This is a genomic window from Arthrobacter ginkgonis, assembly GCF_039540195.1.
GTDB classification, from domain to species: domain Bacteria; phylum Actinomycetota; class Actinomycetes; order Actinomycetales; family Micrococcaceae; genus Zafaria; species Zafaria ginkgonis.
The window spans coordinates 148546-162072 of record NZ_BAABEO010000017.1 but is presented as its reverse complement, the minus strand read 5'-3'; the positions used below and the strand labels follow the sequence as shown (position 1 = coordinate 162072).

At 69.8% G+C, this 13527-nt stretch carries 13 protein-coding genes; 6 read left to right on the top strand and 7 right to left on the bottom strand.

The genetic code is table 11. From position 1 onward, the window contains the following. Positions 1-16: 16 nt before the first annotated feature. From ABD912_RS12665 to ABD912_RS12650, 4 genes are all read left to right on the top strand, one after another. Positions 17-1756, top strand: coding sequence for an FAD-dependent oxidoreductase (locus tag ABD912_RS12665; protein WP_345151231.1), 1740 nt, complete (start codon positions 17-19; stop codon positions 1754-1756). Between the two features lie 58 nt (positions 1757-1814). Continuing rightward, the gene (locus ABD912_RS12660; protein WP_345151230.1) at positions 1815-2672 is read left to right on the top strand and encodes a fumarylacetoacetate hydrolase family protein; all 858 of its coding nucleotides are present in this window, start codon (positions 1815-1817) and stop codon (positions 2670-2672) included. A gap of 10 nt (positions 2673-2682) precedes the next feature. Next, positions 2683-3603 carry a VOC family protein gene (locus ABD912_RS12655; protein WP_345151228.1) on the top strand — a complete coding sequence of 307 codons (921 nt, stop codon included), beginning with the start codon at positions 2683-2685 and terminating at the stop codon, positions 3601-3603. A gap of 164 nt (positions 3604-3767) precedes the next feature. Continuing rightward, a complete protein-coding gene (locus ABD912_RS12650; RefSeq protein ID WP_345151226.1) occupies positions 3768-4721 on the top strand; it encodes an ABC transporter substrate-binding protein in 954 nt (317 codons plus the stop codon). A 64-nt stretch (positions 4722-4785) separates the two neighbouring features. On the opposite strand, the gene ABD912_RS12645 is transcribed toward ABD912_RS12650, so the two are convergent. From ABD912_RS12645 to ABD912_RS12630, 4 genes are all read right to left on the bottom strand, one after another. Further along, complete coding sequence (locus ABD912_RS12645; protein ID WP_345151225.1) at positions 4786-5733, bottom strand: alpha/beta hydrolase; 948 nt, start codon at positions 5731-5733, stop codon at positions 4786-4788. Between the two features lie 78 nt (positions 5734-5811). Further along, complete coding sequence (locus ABD912_RS12640; RefSeq protein ID WP_345151224.1) at positions 5812-6363, bottom strand: flavin reductase family protein; 552 nt, start codon at positions 6361-6363, stop codon at positions 5812-5814. Continuing rightward, positions 6360-7553, bottom strand: a complete 1194-nt coding sequence (locus ABD912_RS12635) for an acyl-CoA dehydrogenase family protein (protein ID WP_345151222.1) — start codon at positions 7551-7553, stop codon at positions 6360-6362. The genes ABD912_RS12640 and ABD912_RS12635 overlap by 4 nt, the downstream gene beginning before the upstream one ends. A gap of 187 nt (positions 7554-7740) precedes the next feature. Further along, positions 7741-8805: a helix-turn-helix transcriptional regulator gene (locus tag ABD912_RS12630; RefSeq protein WP_345151220.1), complete on the bottom strand. Its 1065-nt coding sequence runs from the start codon at positions 8803-8805 to the stop codon at positions 7741-7743. A 156-nt stretch (positions 8806-8961) separates the two neighbouring features. Here ABD912_RS12630 and ABD912_RS12625 point away from each other — a divergent pair, with 156 nt between their 5' ends. Continuing rightward, a complete protein-coding gene (locus ABD912_RS12625) occupies positions 8962-10362 on the top strand; it encodes an MFS transporter (RefSeq protein ID WP_345151218.1) in 1401 nt (466 codons plus the stop codon). A 10-nt stretch (positions 10363-10372) separates the two neighbouring features. Here ABD912_RS12625 and ABD912_RS12620 read toward each other — a convergent pair whose 3' ends face one another. After that, positions 10373-10612, bottom strand: a complete 240-nt coding sequence (locus ABD912_RS12620) for an amidohydrolase family protein (RefSeq protein ID WP_425548063.1) — start codon at positions 10610-10612, stop codon at positions 10373-10375. A gap of 132 nt (positions 10613-10744) precedes the next feature. Here ABD912_RS12620 and ABD912_RS12615 point away from each other — a divergent pair, with 132 nt between their 5' ends. Further along, the gene (locus ABD912_RS12615) at positions 10745-11770 is read left to right on the top strand and encodes an adenosine deaminase (protein WP_345151215.1); all 1026 of its coding nucleotides are present in this window, start codon (positions 10745-10747) and stop codon (positions 11768-11770) included. Positions 11771-11815: 45 nt separating this feature from the next. On the opposite strand, the gene ABD912_RS12610 is transcribed toward ABD912_RS12615, so the two are convergent. Both ABD912_RS12610 and ABD912_RS12605 read right to left on the bottom strand, forming a co-directional pair. Beyond that, the gene (locus ABD912_RS12610; protein WP_345151214.1) at positions 11816-12184 is read right to left on the bottom strand and encodes a hypothetical protein; all 369 of its coding nucleotides are present in this window, start codon (positions 12182-12184) and stop codon (positions 11816-11818) included. A gap of 120 nt (positions 12185-12304) precedes the next feature. Continuing rightward, positions 12305-13285: an alpha/beta hydrolase gene (locus ABD912_RS12605; protein ID WP_345151213.1), complete on the bottom strand. Its 981-nt coding sequence runs from the start codon at positions 13283-13285 to the stop codon at positions 12305-12307. Between the last annotated feature and the right edge of the window lie 242 nt (positions 13286-13527).

The window sequence follows — 13527 nt, the reverse complement described above, 5'->3', positions numbered from 1 at the left end:
GAAAGAGGCACATGAGATGGCAATCCAGACCGATGTCCTTGTGGTCGGTGCGGGCCCGGCGGGCCTGACCCTGTCCGCTTTGCTGGCCACGTACGGGGTGGACGCCGTGACGGTGTCTCGGCACTCCGGAACGGCCAATTCGCCGCGGGCGCACATCACCAACCAGCGCACGGTCGAGGTGTTCCGCGACCTGGGAATCGAAGACCGGATCCGCGAGCTGGCCACCCCCAACAGCTACATGACCAACAACGTGTGGGCCACCAGCTTCGCCGGACAGGAAATCGCCCGGCTGCAAACCTGGGGCACCGGAGTCGAACGCAAGGCCGACTACGAGGCGGCGAGCCCGTCGAGCATGTGCAACGCGCCGCAGCACCTGCTCGAGCCGGCGATCCTGGCGGCGGCCAGCGATCGCGGGGCCGATATCCGGTTCAGCACCGAGCTGGTTTCCATTGCCCAGGACGACGACGGCGTCACCGCCGTCGTGCGCCACCGCGACACCGGTGCCGAAGAGACGATCCGGGCCAGGTACGCCGTCGGCGCCGACGGAGCCCGCAGCACCGTGGCCGAACAGCTCGGCTTTGCCATGGAAGGCGAAACCGGCTTGGGATCGGCGCTGAACATCTGGCTGGAAGCGGACCTGACCAAATACTGCGCCCACCGGCCTGGCGTGCTGTATTGGATGGCCCAGCCGGGCAATGACTTCTGGGTCGGGTCCGGGACCTGGATCAACGTCAAGCCCTTCACCGAGTGGGTGCTGCTGTGCATGTACGACCCGGCAGAGGGCGAGCCGGACCTGGACGAGGAATCCCTGATTGCGCGGGCCCGGATGACCATCGGCGATCCCGACATCGAGGTGAGGATCAAGGCCGTCTCTAAGTGGCAGATCAACCACATGGTCGCGCAGTCCTACCAGCAGGGCAGGGTCTTCCTGGCCGGCGATGCCGCGCACCGGCACCCGCCGGCCAACGGCCTGGGTTCGAACACCTCGGTCCAGGACTCCTTCAACCTGGCCTGGAAGCTGGCCATGGTCGTCAAGGGCGAGGCGGGGGAGGGGCTGCTGGACACCTACACGGCCGAGCGCCAGCCGGTCGGCCGCCGGGTCGTGGATAGGGCGCTCAAGAGCGTGCAGGACATGGCCCCGATCTCCCAGGCGCTGGGGTTCGCCCCGGGCCAGTCCAGCGAGGATGGCTGGGCGAGCCTGAAGGAACTCTTCGCTTCGTCCGCGGAGTCGGCCCGGCGCCGGGAGCAGCTCGCCGCGGCCGTCCAGCTGCAGAACTACCAGTTCAACGCCCACGGCATGGATCTGGGCCAGCGCTACGCGTCGGTGGCCGTCATCGAGGACGGCACCGCCTGGCCGCAGACCGGTCGGGATCCGGACCTTTACCACCAGGCGAGCACCAGGCCCGGGGCCTCGATCCCGCACGCCTGGCTCCAGCGCGGCACGGAAACGATTTCCACCCTGGACGTCGTCGGCAAGGGCCGCTTCACCCTGGTCACCGGCCTCGACGACCAAGCCTGGCGCGAGGCCGCGGCGGCCGTCTCCGCGGAGCTGGGCGTCGAACTGGCCGTGGCCCAGATCGGCGTCCGCGGCGACAACGACGACGTGCTGGGCACCTGGAGCGGCCTGCGGGAAATTGCCGACGACGGCTGCCTGCTGGTCCGGCCGGACCGGTTCATCGCCTGGCGGCAGAAGTCCGCGACCCTCCAGCCGGCCGCCGCCCTCAAGGCGGCGCTGTCCGCGGCGCTGGGCCGGTAACCCCCGTACCCAAAAATCCATCCGTTCCCCACTTCCACGAGTTTCCCTAGGAGCAGTTATGCGTATCGCCAACCTGGACGGCCGGGCCGTCCTCCTGACATCCGACGAGGCCGGTCTGGACGTCCATGCCGCCAGTGCGGGCCGTTTCGGTCCGGACCTGCCGTCCGTCTACAAGGACTGGGCCGCGTTCATGGCCTGGGCCGAAGCCCTGCCGCAGGCGGCCGGGGACGTCGCCATCGAGCGCGCGCGGCTGGGTTCGCCGTCGCCGGAGCCCCGGCAGGTGCTGGCCATCGGGCTGAACTATTCCGAGCATGCCAAGGAGTCCGGCTTCGAGCAGCCGGAGACGTTGCCGCCGGTCTTCACCAAGTTCGTGACCAGCATCAGCGGGCCGGACACCACGGTCACCCTGCCGGCGGGCGGGAACACGGACTGGGAGGTCGAGCTGGTCGCGGTGATCGGCAAGACGGCGTCCAACGTCCCGGCCGCGCAGGCCTGGGAGCACGTGGCGGGCCTGTCCGTGGGCCAGGACCTTTCCGAGCGCGTGTCCCAGCTGGCCGGTCCGGCGCCGCAGTTCGGGCTGGGCAAGTCCTTCGCCGGTTTCGCCCCGATCGGTCCCTGGCTGGTCACCGTTGACGAGTTCGCGGACCCGGACGACCTGGAACTGGGGTGCAGCATCGACGGCGAACAGGTCCAGAAGGCCCGCACCTCCGAGCTGATCTTCTCCGTCCCGCAGCTGATCGAGGCCCTGTCGAAGACCGTCACGCTGCTGCCCGGGGACGTGATCTTCACCGGCACGCCGGCCGGGGTGGGCCTGGGCCGGAGCCCGCAAAGGTTCCTGCGCGCAGGGGAGAACCTGGTGTCCTGGGTCGAGGGCATCGGCGACCTGAACCAGAGCTTCGTCATGGGCGATCGGTGAGGGGGCCGTCATGGGACTGCACCGGCTGACCCGGGTCACCATCGGGGTGCCCAACGTCGAAGAGACCATCCGGTACTACACCGACTTCGGGCTCGAGCCCCTCGGCAACGGCTCGTTCGGCACCCGCGACGGCGGCGAACAGCTCAAGATCGTCCACGCTCCTGTCCGCCGGCTTCTCGAGTTGGGCATCGGCGTCGATGACCAGGACGACGTCGCCCGCATTACGCTGCAGCTGCAGCGCCTGGGCGTTCCCGTGGACCACAACGGCACCGAGCTGAGCGCGCAGGAACCGATCTCGGGGTTCGTGGCCCGGATCCAGGTGGCTCCGCGGATCGTGCAGGAGATGACCCCTGCCACCCCGTACAACGGCCCCGGTCGGACCGACCGGCGGGGCCGCGCGCCCGGGGTGGTGCGCACCGAACCGATCAAACCGCGCAAGCTCGGGCACACCGTCATCGGCACCACCGACCTGGCTGCGACCATGCGCTTCTTCACCGAGGGCCTGGGCTTCAAGGTCTCCGACTACATCGGTGAGAAGGGCGCCTTCATGCGCTGCTCGGTGGACCACCACAACGTCCTGGCGATGGCCGCGCCGGTGAACTTCCTGCACCACACCTCCTGGCAGGTCGACGACATCGACGACGTCGGCCGCGGCGCCAAGGCCATGCTCGAGGGGAACCCCGAGCGCCACATCTGGGGACTGGGCCGCCACCACGCCGGCTCGAACTTCTTCTGGTACCTGAAGGACCCGGCCGGGAACTTCTCCGAGTACTACTCGGACATGGACTGCATCCCCGAGGACGAGATCTGGACGCCCGAAACCTTCCACGGCGCCCAGGGCCTCTTCAACTGGGGCCCGCCCCCGCCGCCGTCGTTCCTTGAACCGGACGACCTGGCGGCCATGATGACGGGCCAGCACTCGACCGTCTAGCCGGGCCTCCCCGGACATCGCCGGGGCCGCACAGCGGTCCCGGCGACCTCCCCACAACGCGTTAGAACCACGGACGGAAGCGAGCACCCATGTCTGTCTCCCATTCAGTCAACAGAGCCGGAAAGCACCCCGGACAACACCGTCGGAGCCATCGGTCCAGGATGGTGGCAGGCGTCGCTGCGGCCGTCGCCCTGCTGATGGCGCTTGCGGGCTGCGGTGTCGGCCAAGGCAGCGCCGTGACGGTCGGCGAGCACGACGTCATTCGGGTCGGGGTCATTCCCGTCGCCGACTTTGCGCCCGTATATATCGCCATCGACACCGGGTTGTTCGCCGAGGAAGGCCTGACGGTCAAGGCCCAGGTCATGCAGAACGCGGCGGCCATCGCACCCGCCGTAATCAACGGCCAACTCCACTTCGGCACCTCGGCGCAGACTCCGTTCCTGACGGCCACCCAGAAGGGCCTGCCGCTCAAGGCCGTCGCCAACTCGGCCGATACGGGTACGGGACCGGCCGACGATGCCTCGGCGCTGATGGTGGCGGCCGGCAGCAGCATCAACCGTCCGCGTGACCTGGAAGGTAAGGTCGTCGCCGTCAACGCACTGAACTCGATCATCCATGTCGCGGCCGCGGCCTCCGTCCGCGAAGACGGCGGGGATCCGGCCAAAGTCAGCTTCGTGGCCATGCCGCTGCCGGAGATGGCCCAGGCGGTGGCTGGCGGCCGAGTCGATGCGGCATCGCTGGTTGAACCCTTCGTCGCGGCCGGTGCCAGCCTGGGAAACAGGACGATCGCCTACCCGTATACGACAGCCTTCAAGCACGAGGCCACCTATGGGCTCGTCTTCGCCGCAGGGCCGTTCATTGACAAGAATCCGGCCATCGTGAGGAAATTCGTTTCCGCCCTCGGCAAGGCCAGCGACATTGCCGCCAATGATCCCGACGAGGTCCGGAGGGTCCTGGTCAAATACGGCAAGCTCAAGCCGGAGACGGCCGAAGCCATGCGCCTGCCGCACTTCAGCAACCGGCTTGACGCCACGGCCCTGACCGAGGCTGCAGACCTGATGGCGGACCTCGGCTTCCTGCCGGAACCGGTGGCCACCGAGGGGCTGGTTTGGAAATGACCACCATTGCGCGCACCGCCGGCGAACGACGGCGGCGACCGGCCGCCGTCGTTCGCCGGGATCCTCAGTTCGGGGCGAACGAGCCGTCCCGGATCTTCCCCGCAACCAGTTCCAGGGCCTCCGCACTCGCGGGCAACACGTTCACCAGCGAGAAGAACGCGTGCATCTGCCCGGCCCAGCGGTGGTGCTCCACGGCGACGTGTTCCGCGCGCAGGCGCTCCGCATAGGCCTCGCCCTCGTCGCGCAGTACGTCGTGCTCGCCGGTGATGACCAGCGCCGGCGGCAGGCCCGCCAGCGACTCGGCGCGCAGCGGGGAGGCGTCCGGGGCGCTCCGCTTGGCTGGATCCGGGAGGTAGTGGTCCCAGAACCACTGCATGAACTCGGTGGTCAGGAAGGTCTGGTTCTCCGGCTCGGAGTAGGAGGGACGCCCGAGGTCGGCGTCGGTGGCAGGGTAGACGAGGATCTGGCCCGCCAGCTCCGGGCCGTCGGCATCACGGGCGCGCCGGGCCACGACGGCGGCCAGGGTTCCGCCCGCCGAATCGCCGGCCACGAACAGGGGCGCCGTCCCGCCGGCAAGTTTCGTGGCGTGCGCCGCGGTCCATTCCAGCGCGGTCCAGGCATCCTCCACGGGGACCGGGAACGGATGCTCGGGCGCCTTGCGGTATTCGGCCAGCACGACGGCGGCTCCGGACTTTTGCGCGAGCTGCCGGCCCAGCGTGTCGTATCCGTCAAGGTCCTCCAGGACCCAGCCGCCGCCGTGCAGGTACAGGACCACCGCTGTGGGCTCCTCGGTGGGCAGCAGGACGCGCACACGGAACGTCCCGCCATCGTGCCCCGTCAGGACGTGGTCGGTGGAGCTGCGGACTTCGGGTCCGGGGCCGTAGAGCTCCTTGAGCCCGCCGCTGGCGATGCGGGCCTCGGCGGGACTGAGTTCCCAGAGCGGCTTCGCCGCGGGACCTCCGGCTTCCGCCATGCCGGCGAGGAATTTCAGCGTTGCCTGATCGAGTGCCATAGGTTGTTCTCCTTCGATGGTGGGGGCCGGGCTGCCGATTCGATGCAGAAGCCGGTCCGGTGCGGTTGCCGGTCCGGCCTAGCCGATGGCGGAGTGGTTGCCGAGCCGGTGCCAGGTGCGGTTGTGGTAGACGAGCGGATCCGGGATCCGTTCCGGCACCTGGACCTGCAGGACCTGGGCGGCGACGACGATCGAGTCCCCGGCCTCCATGCGGTTGACGATCCGGCCCCGCAGCCACGTGGGGGCAGAGGTGAGCACCGGTTCGCCGGTGGTCAGGCGGGTCCAGCTGCCCGGGTCCGCGAAGCGGTCGATCCCGCCGGTGGCGAACCGCTTGGCGGTTCCCAGCTGGCCGGTGTCGATCAGGTGCACCACCACGGTGTCCGCTTTCGCCAAGGCCTCCGCCGCCGAGGAGAACGCCGAGAGCGAGAAACACAGCAGCGGGGGATTCGCGGAGACCGAGATGACGGAACTGGCGGTCAGGCCGACCGGGCCGTTGCCGGCGTCGGCCGTGATGACGGCGACGCCGCCCGGATGGTTGCGGAAGGCCGCCTTGAACTCGTTCGCGGGAAGCATGTCCGCGGCGGCCCCGTCGACCGGCGCGACGCGGTGGACCCGCTCGGGGGCGCTCATTCCTGGCCCACCAGGGAGAAGAAGACCCACTGGGAGTCCTTCGCCAGGCCGGAAAGCACGCGGCCGCAGCCCTGCAGGACAACGGGTCCGCTGGTCATATGCTGGGTTCCGGCATGCATGTCGCGGAAGAAGCGCTGCAGGTCGCCCTCGCGCAGGGCCGCGGTGGCGGCCCACTTGTAGACCACCATGCAGACCTCGTGCGCCGACCAGGTGGCGTTGTTCAGGGCCAGCCGGGTCAGGGTCTCCTGCTCCGTGGAGAGCAGTCCGCCAGCGTCGAGGGTGGCCTCGTTGCCGGCCCAGACGTCCAAGACGAACGCGCGGGCCGAGCGCAGCGTGGCCTCCGCCTTGGCGTATTCGGCGGCAAACTGGTCCGTGTCGACGCTGGCGCCGGGGGTGCCGGACTTCTTCCGGGCCAGCGTGCGCAGTTCGTCCAGCATGCGGCGTCCGACGCCGAGGGCCCATCCGGCGTGGTTGATCCCGGACATGTTGGCCAGGCCCATGCGGTAGAGGGCGCCGCCATGGACGGACTCCTTGGTGGCGACGTCGTAGGTGTAGGCCTCGGGGACAAAGAGGTCCTGGGTGCTGTAGTCGATGCTGCCGGTGGCCTTCAGGCCCATGACGTCCCAGTTGTCGACGATCGTCGCCTGCTCCTTGGGGAACGTGAAGATCAGCGCCTGCCCGGTCTCCTGGACCAGCCCCGCGGTGTGGATGTGGCTGGCATGGGGCAGGCCGGAGGCGAAGCTCCACGTGCCGGTCAGCAGGTAGCCGCCGTCGACCTTCTTGGCGGTGCCCAAGCGGGTGCCCTGGCCGGCCATCAGGTGGTAGTTGCCGTCCGCGAAGAGCTCGGCCGTGGCCTCGGCGCCCTGGTAGGCGGCGGTGGTGCCGGTGATCATCTGCAGGGCCATGACGGCCCAGCCGGTGGAGGCGTCCGCGTAGGACAGCTTCTCGATGACCTCGATCACCTGTCGAGGGGAGGCCTCGTAGCCTCCCAGCTCGCGGGGGATGCCCAGGAGGAAGACGCCGGCCTCATGCAGGGCCCGGGCCGACACGTCGGTGAGGTGGCCGAGCTCCTCGTTGAGTGCGGCCTGGGAGGAGAGCAGCGGGGTGATCTCCGCGAGGCGCTCCAGCAGGGCCGGGACTTCGCCGCTGACGTGCAGCCGGCCGGCGGTTTCGGTGAGGGTTTGGGACATGGTGCGCTCCTGGGGTTGCAGCCGTTGAGTCGATGTGACGTGCATCTCATCTTGGCTGCGGGTGCGGTCGGTGGAGCGCGGTGGCGGAAACGGGCAAGCGGGACGTCCGCCGGGAGCAAAGCTGTAACCGGCAAACCGGCAAACCGGTAACCGGCGAATCCGCGATCGGGCAGTCAGGCGCTGGCGCTCAGCCGGCGCCGGCGGCGCGCACATCCCGCGGGCTCATCCCGAAGGCCGCCTTGAAGGTTCGCGAGAAATGCGCGGCCGACGCGAAACCGGTGGTGCGCGCAATGTCCCCGATCGGCGTCGCGGCCTCGGCTGGGTCCTTGAGGCGTGCGCGGGCGTGGGCCAATCGGGCCGAGAGCATGTATTCGGCGACCGTTGTGCCGTCGGCCGCGAACAACCGGGACAGGTGCCGTTCGCTGAGGCCGACGGCGCGGGCAATGCTTCCCGGGCCGAGCTCCGGATCCGCCAGATGGGTACGGACGTGCTCGCGCGCAGCCAGCATGTGTCCTGCCGTGCTGGCCGGTTGGGCGCCCGCCAGAAGGGCGAACAGGTCCAGGGTGGTGTCCTCCAGTCGGCGCACGTCGTGCGGCGGTGCCGACAGGGCGTCCTGGATGGTGCGGACCAGGGTGTGGGCGATGGCGTTGCCGGTCGGTTGTGCCTTGCGGGACCGCGCCCCGCCTGAGGCCGCGCCGGCACGCAGGACCCGGGCCTGCGGCGGGCGCCCGCGGCGCAGTTCCGTTGCCAGCGGGTCCGGGCCGCCGCCTGGCCTCGCGTTGTCCATCAGGTCGGCGAAGAGCGTTCGGGGCACCTCGGCGATCACCTGCCGCATATTGGTGCCGAACCCGTAGAGGAAGGGTTGGTCCGACGCGTAGAGCAGTACGTCCCCGGCCTCCAGGGCAAGGGTCTGTTCGGGGGCGTGGTGGAACGCCCGGCCTTCCAGCAGCAGGCACAGCAGGACGGTGTCCGTCGGGGCGGTGCGGATGTCGCGCGCGGAGCGCTCCACCACGTGGTCGTTCGCCCGGATTTCGGTCAGGTTCAGTCGCGGCAGGTGCAGATTCTGCTGGGCCGCCAGCAGTGAGCCGCTGGCCAGGGTGTTGCAGGAGATTTGCAGCAGCGACCTGCTGTTGTAGTCCTCCCACAGCGGCAGGCGGTCGGCCCGCGGGACGCGGGCCGTGGAGAAGCGCGTCGTGGTGGCGGGGGGAAGGTCGCCGGCCGGGCGGCCAGGGGTGACTGTGACCTGGGTCATGGGAACGGAGTATAGCCGTACTCGGCCAAGGCGCTGATTGCGATGGGGGTGAAGGCCAATAGGCCGCCACTCTCCTTTTTCCGTGAGGGGCACGGGATGATGGGTGTGCGGAGGCGGCGCAAACGGCCGCCCTCCTCGACCGTCTGGCAACCGCGCATGAGCAACCCGTCCCCCCAACCCACGCAGGACCGCGGAGACCCCCGCCGCTGGTCCGCCGCGCGGCGGAACCGCTACGGGTGGTTCATCACCGTGGCCCTGCTGTTCCTGATGATGCTCAGTTGGGCGGACAAGGCGGTCCTGGGCATTGCTGCGGTGCCCCTGATGGAGGACCTGGGCATGAGTCCGGAGCAGTTCGGCCTGGTGAGCAGCGCAATGTTCCTCACCTTCGGCATTGCGCAGCTTGCGGCCGCGCCCATCGTGAACAGGGTGCCCAGCAAGTGGATCCTGCTGGTTCTGTGCCTGCTCTGGTCCGTTGCCCAGGTGCCGATGCTGCTGTTCGCCTCGCTTCCGGCGCTCTGGGCCAGCCGCCTGCTGCTGGGCGCGGGCGAAGGACCCCTGGCTCCGGTGATGGTGCACGGACTCTACAAATGGTTCCCGCAGAAGAAGGTCGCCACCCCTGCCGCGCTGGCCGCGTCGGGAGTGACCCTGGGAATCCTGGTCTTTGCGCCGATCCTTGCCTGGGTCATAGGCCAGTTCGGGTGGCGCATGGCCTTCGCGCTCCTCGCGGTGATTGGCATTTTGTGGGCCCTCTTTTGGGCCGTGGCGGGAAAGGAGGGACCGTATGCCAGCGCCGGGGACGAACGCGAGCTCGACGGCGGAGGCGATCCCTCCGCGGATCTCGCGGCGGCGCCGATCGCCCGGGAACGGAATGTCAGCTACCTCCGGACCATCCTGACGCCGAGCTGGATCTTCGCCGTGCTGGCCTCGTTCTTCGCCTACTGGACCTTCACCCTGGCCATGTCCTGGGGGCCGGCCTACTTCCAGGACGTCCTGGGGTTCAGCGCGCAGGAATCCGGAAGCCTGATCGCGCTGCCGGCGGCCTGGGGCGCCGTCGCCACGGTCGGCCTGAGCGCCCTGACGCAGCACCTGCACCTCAGGGGCCTGCCCACCCGCAAGGCCAGGACCTATGTCCTCGGAGGTGCTGCCGTCTTTGCCGGGGCGATGCTGCTGGCCGCGACCATGACCGCCTCACCGGCAGCGTCCATTGCGCTGATGGTCTTTGGATTTGGGACTGCCCCGGCCCTATTCGCCATCACCCTGCTCATTGTCGCCGAGCTGACCACGGTGGCCCGGCGCGGAGCAAACCTCGCCATCGCCAACGCAGTGCTGACCAGTGCCGGCATTTTCGCCCCTGCCGTATCCGGCTTCCTGATCGGCGGCGCCGCGACTGCCGCCGCAGGTTACACCCTGGCCTTCGGGCTGGCCGGGGGCCTGATGCTCGGGTTCGGCGTGCTGGCCCTGGCCTTCGTCAACCAGCAGCGCGACCGCCGGCGGCTGGGACTCGATGAGGCGCAGTCGCCGGCGGGATCGGGGCGGAACGGGGTGCGGGGAGTCTGACGGGAGGCCCTTAGCCCCCCACCGGCACCCGCCGTCCGCCCAGCCACGTTTCCAGCACGGCGATGCTGCCGACCTTTTCCGGAGACAGTTGCAGCGGATCCGAGTCCAGGACGACGAGGTCCGCCAGTTTCCCGGGCTCCAGCGAACCGACTTCGTGGTCCGAGAAGAGTTGCCAGGCCGCGTCGATGGTCTGCGCCCTGATCGCCGCCTCGATCCCGACGCGGAATTCGGGACCTAGGGGAATTTCCATCCGCCGGTCCTGCCGGATGCGCGGTCCGCGCGGCCGCCGTCGCACTCCAGTAGGCTGAAAGGCCGTTCCCCGGCGCGACCCTGCCGGCGGGACCCACGCGTGCCGCAACCCGGCCCACCCGGAAGGACCTCCATGCCCACGACCCCCGCACCCGCCGAACGCTATGCCGCCCTGCCCAAGGCCGAGCTGCACCTGCACATCGAGGGCACGCTCGAACCGGAGGCGGCCTTCCGGATGGCTGCCCGCAACGGGGTCAAGCTGCCGTACGCGGACGTCGAGGAACTGCGGGCCCGCTACGCGTTCACAGACCTGGTGTCCTTCCTGAACGTCTACTACGAGTGCATGGCCGCGCTGCGCACCGAGGAGGACTTCGCCGAGCTGTGTGAGACGTACCTGCGCACCGCCGTCGGCCAGGGCGTGCGGCACGTGGAGATGTTCTTCGACCCGCAGGCCCACACCTCCCGCGGGGTGCCCGTGGACACCGTGATCGACGGACTGCTCGCCGGGTTCGCCCGCGTGGCCGCCGGGGAGGACCTGACCGGCGGGCTGATCCTGTGTTTCCTGCGCGACCGCCCGGTCGCCGAGGCGGCCGAGACGCTGGAGTCGGTGCGGCACCGCGCCAGCGACCTGATCGGCGTCGGGCTGGATTCGGCGGAGGTGGGCTTCCCGCCCTCCCTCTTCGAGGGCGTCTTCGCCGCGGCCCGCGCCCTGGGGCTGCACGTGGTGGCGCACGCCGGGGAGGAGGGCCCCGTCGAGTACATCGAACAGGCCCTTGACCTGCTGCACGTCGAGCGCATCGACCACGGGGTGCGCTGCATGGAAAGCGCCGAAATGGTGGCGCGGCTGCGCGCCGAACGGATCCCGCTGACCGTGTGCCCGCTGTCCAACCTGCGCCTGGGCGTCGTGTCCGACCTCGCCGACCATCCGCTCCCGGCCATGCTGCGCGAGGACCTGATGGTCACCGTGAACTCCGACGACCCCGCCTACTTCGGCGGCTACGTGGCGGACAACTTCACCGCCGTCGCCGACGCGCTGGGCCTGGGCGAGGAACAGCTGGAACTGGTCGCCCGGAACTCGATCAGCGGCTCCTTCGCCCCGGCCGGGCGGAAGGCGCAGCTGCTGGCGGAGATCGACGCCTGGGCCGCAGCCCGCGCCTGACGCACGGGCCTAACCCCGGCCGCGCGACGGCGGGTGCCGGCTCTGTCAGTCGGCCCGGACCGCCTCGTCGACGACCCCCACCAGGCGGGTGCCGATCTGCTCGTACTCGCACCGGACCCGGCCCTCCGGGACAGGCGGCAGGTCGCCGGCGGTGTGGTGCTCGCAATGGACGAAGTCGAACTCCGGCCACCACTTCTTCGGCCGGGCCGCCTCGGCGAAGCCGCAGACGGCGCAGGTCAGGTGGACCCACACCGGGCGCTTGCCCTCGCGGTTGGCGCGGGACTGGACCAGCCAGGCCGGGGGATCGGCCTGCAGCGCGGCAAGCTCCGCTTCGCTCATGCGCGGGGGGATGCCATGGCGCTTGGCCATCTCCAGCGGGATATCCAGGGCGATGGCTGCGTCTCGTCTGTTCATGGCCTTTAACACTAGGCCATGTCACACAAGGCTCTGCCCGTCCGCCCGTCCGCCCGTCCGCCCGTCCGCCCGTCCGCCCGTCCGCCCGTCTGCCCGTCCGCCCGAATGCGGGTGGACGGGTCAGGCGTCCGCGTGCAGGGCCGCCAGGCGCGCATCCAAGGCGTCCGCGACGTCGTCGTGCACGGCGCCCGCGACCAGGTCCATCACGTCCGCGCTCGCCGGCAGCAGGTTGACCATCGAGAAGAAGCCGTGCATCTGCCCGGGCCAGCGGTGGAACTCGACGTCGTTTCCGGCCCGGAGCAGGCGTTCGGCGTAGTCCTCGCCCTCGTCGCGCAGCACATCGTGTTCGGCGGTCACCACGAACGCCGGCGCCAGGCCGGTCAGGTCCGCCGCGCGCAGCGGCGAGGCCTCGGGGTGGGTGCGGTGCTGGGAGTCCGGGACGTAATGGTTCCAGAACCACTCCATGAACTCGCCGGTCAGGAGCGCCTGGTTCGCCGGGTCCGCGTAGCTGCCGCGGCTGAAATCGGCGTCCGTGACCGGGTGGATCAGGAACTGGCGTGCGATCGCTGGACCGCCGCGCTCCTTGGCCCGCAGCGCCATGACGGCGCTGAGGTTCCCGCCGGCGCTGTCCCCGCCGACAAACAGCGGGGCCCCCGGGCCCGCCAGGCGCTTGGCATTGTCAGCCGCCCACTGCAGGGCGGTCCAAGCATCCTCCACCGCGGCCGGAAAGCGGTGCTCCGGCGCCTTGCGGTACTCGACCAGCACGACGGCGGCCCCGGACTTGTCCGCCAGCTGGCGCCCGAGCGTGTCGTAGCCCTCCAGATCGCCGAGCACCCAGCCGCCGCCGTGCAGGTAGACGAAGACCGAGTGCGGCGCGGGGGTGGGAACGTGGACGCGGATGCGGAACGTGCCTCCGTCCCAGCCGGTGAGCCGGTGCTCCTCGGTGGCGTGCATCGCCGGGCCGCTGCCGAAGCCGGCGTTCAGGGCCGCGGCCGCGGCGCGCGCGTCGGCGGGGGTCATCTTCCACATCGGAAGGGCGTTGGGGCCGGCGGCTTCCGCGCCGGCCTGGAGGAATGCGAGGGTTGCCTGATCAAGTGCCAATTCAATCTCCTCATCGTTGAGTGCAGTGCTGCGTGGACTGCCGAGTGAACTGCTGAGTGCATAAGTGAGTGAACCGTTGCCGAGCCCGTGGTGCGAGGGGGCCGCCATCACGCCGTTGTGACGCGACCCACAGGAAACATACAATTTTGATTGCAGCGTGACTAGACCTGTGCATAAACGCATTTGCCCAATTCAGCCCGCAGGCGGCGGCTGGCGCAGCACCTGCAAGGGGCGGACGTGTG

Coding starts and splice junctions, on each gene's coding strand:
- ABD912_RS12665 (WP_345151231.1), top strand. CDS start 17: ATGGCAATCCAGACCGATGTCCTTGTGGTCGGTGCGGGCCCGGCGGGC.
- ABD912_RS12615 (WP_345151215.1), top strand. CDS start 10,745: ATGCCCACGACCCCCGCACCCGCCGAACGCTATGCCGCCCTGCCCAAG.
- ABD912_RS12610 (WP_345151214.1), bottom strand. CDS start 12,184: ATGAACAGACGAGACGCAGCCATCGCCCTGGATATCCCGCTGGAGATG.
- ABD912_RS12640 (WP_345151224.1), bottom strand. CDS start 6,363: ATGAGCGCCCCCGAGCGGGTCCACCGCGTCGCGCCGGTCGACGGGGCC.
- ABD912_RS12625 (WP_345151218.1), top strand. CDS start 8,962: ATGAGCAACCCGTCCCCCCAACCCACGCAGGACCGCGGAGACCCCCGC.
- ABD912_RS12620 (WP_425548063.1), bottom strand. CDS start 10,612: ATGGAAATTCCCCTAGGTCCCGAATTCCGCGTCGGGATCGAGGCGGCG.
- ABD912_RS12645 (WP_345151225.1), bottom strand. CDS start 5,733: ATGGCACTCGATCAGGCAACGCTGAAATTCCTCGCCGGCATGGCGGAA.
- ABD912_RS12655 (WP_345151228.1), top strand. CDS start 2,683: ATGGGACTGCACCGGCTGACCCGGGTCACCATCGGGGTGCCCAACGTC.
- ABD912_RS12660 (WP_345151230.1), top strand. CDS start 1,815: ATGCGTATCGCCAACCTGGACGGCCGGGCCGTCCTCCTGACATCCGAC.
- ABD912_RS12630 (WP_345151220.1), bottom strand. CDS start 8,805: ATGACCCAGGTCACAGTCACCCCTGGCCGCCCGGCCGGCGACCTTCCC.
- ABD912_RS12635 (WP_345151222.1), bottom strand. CDS start 7,553: ATGTCCCAAACCCTCACCGAAACCGCCGGCCGGCTGCACGTCAGCGGC.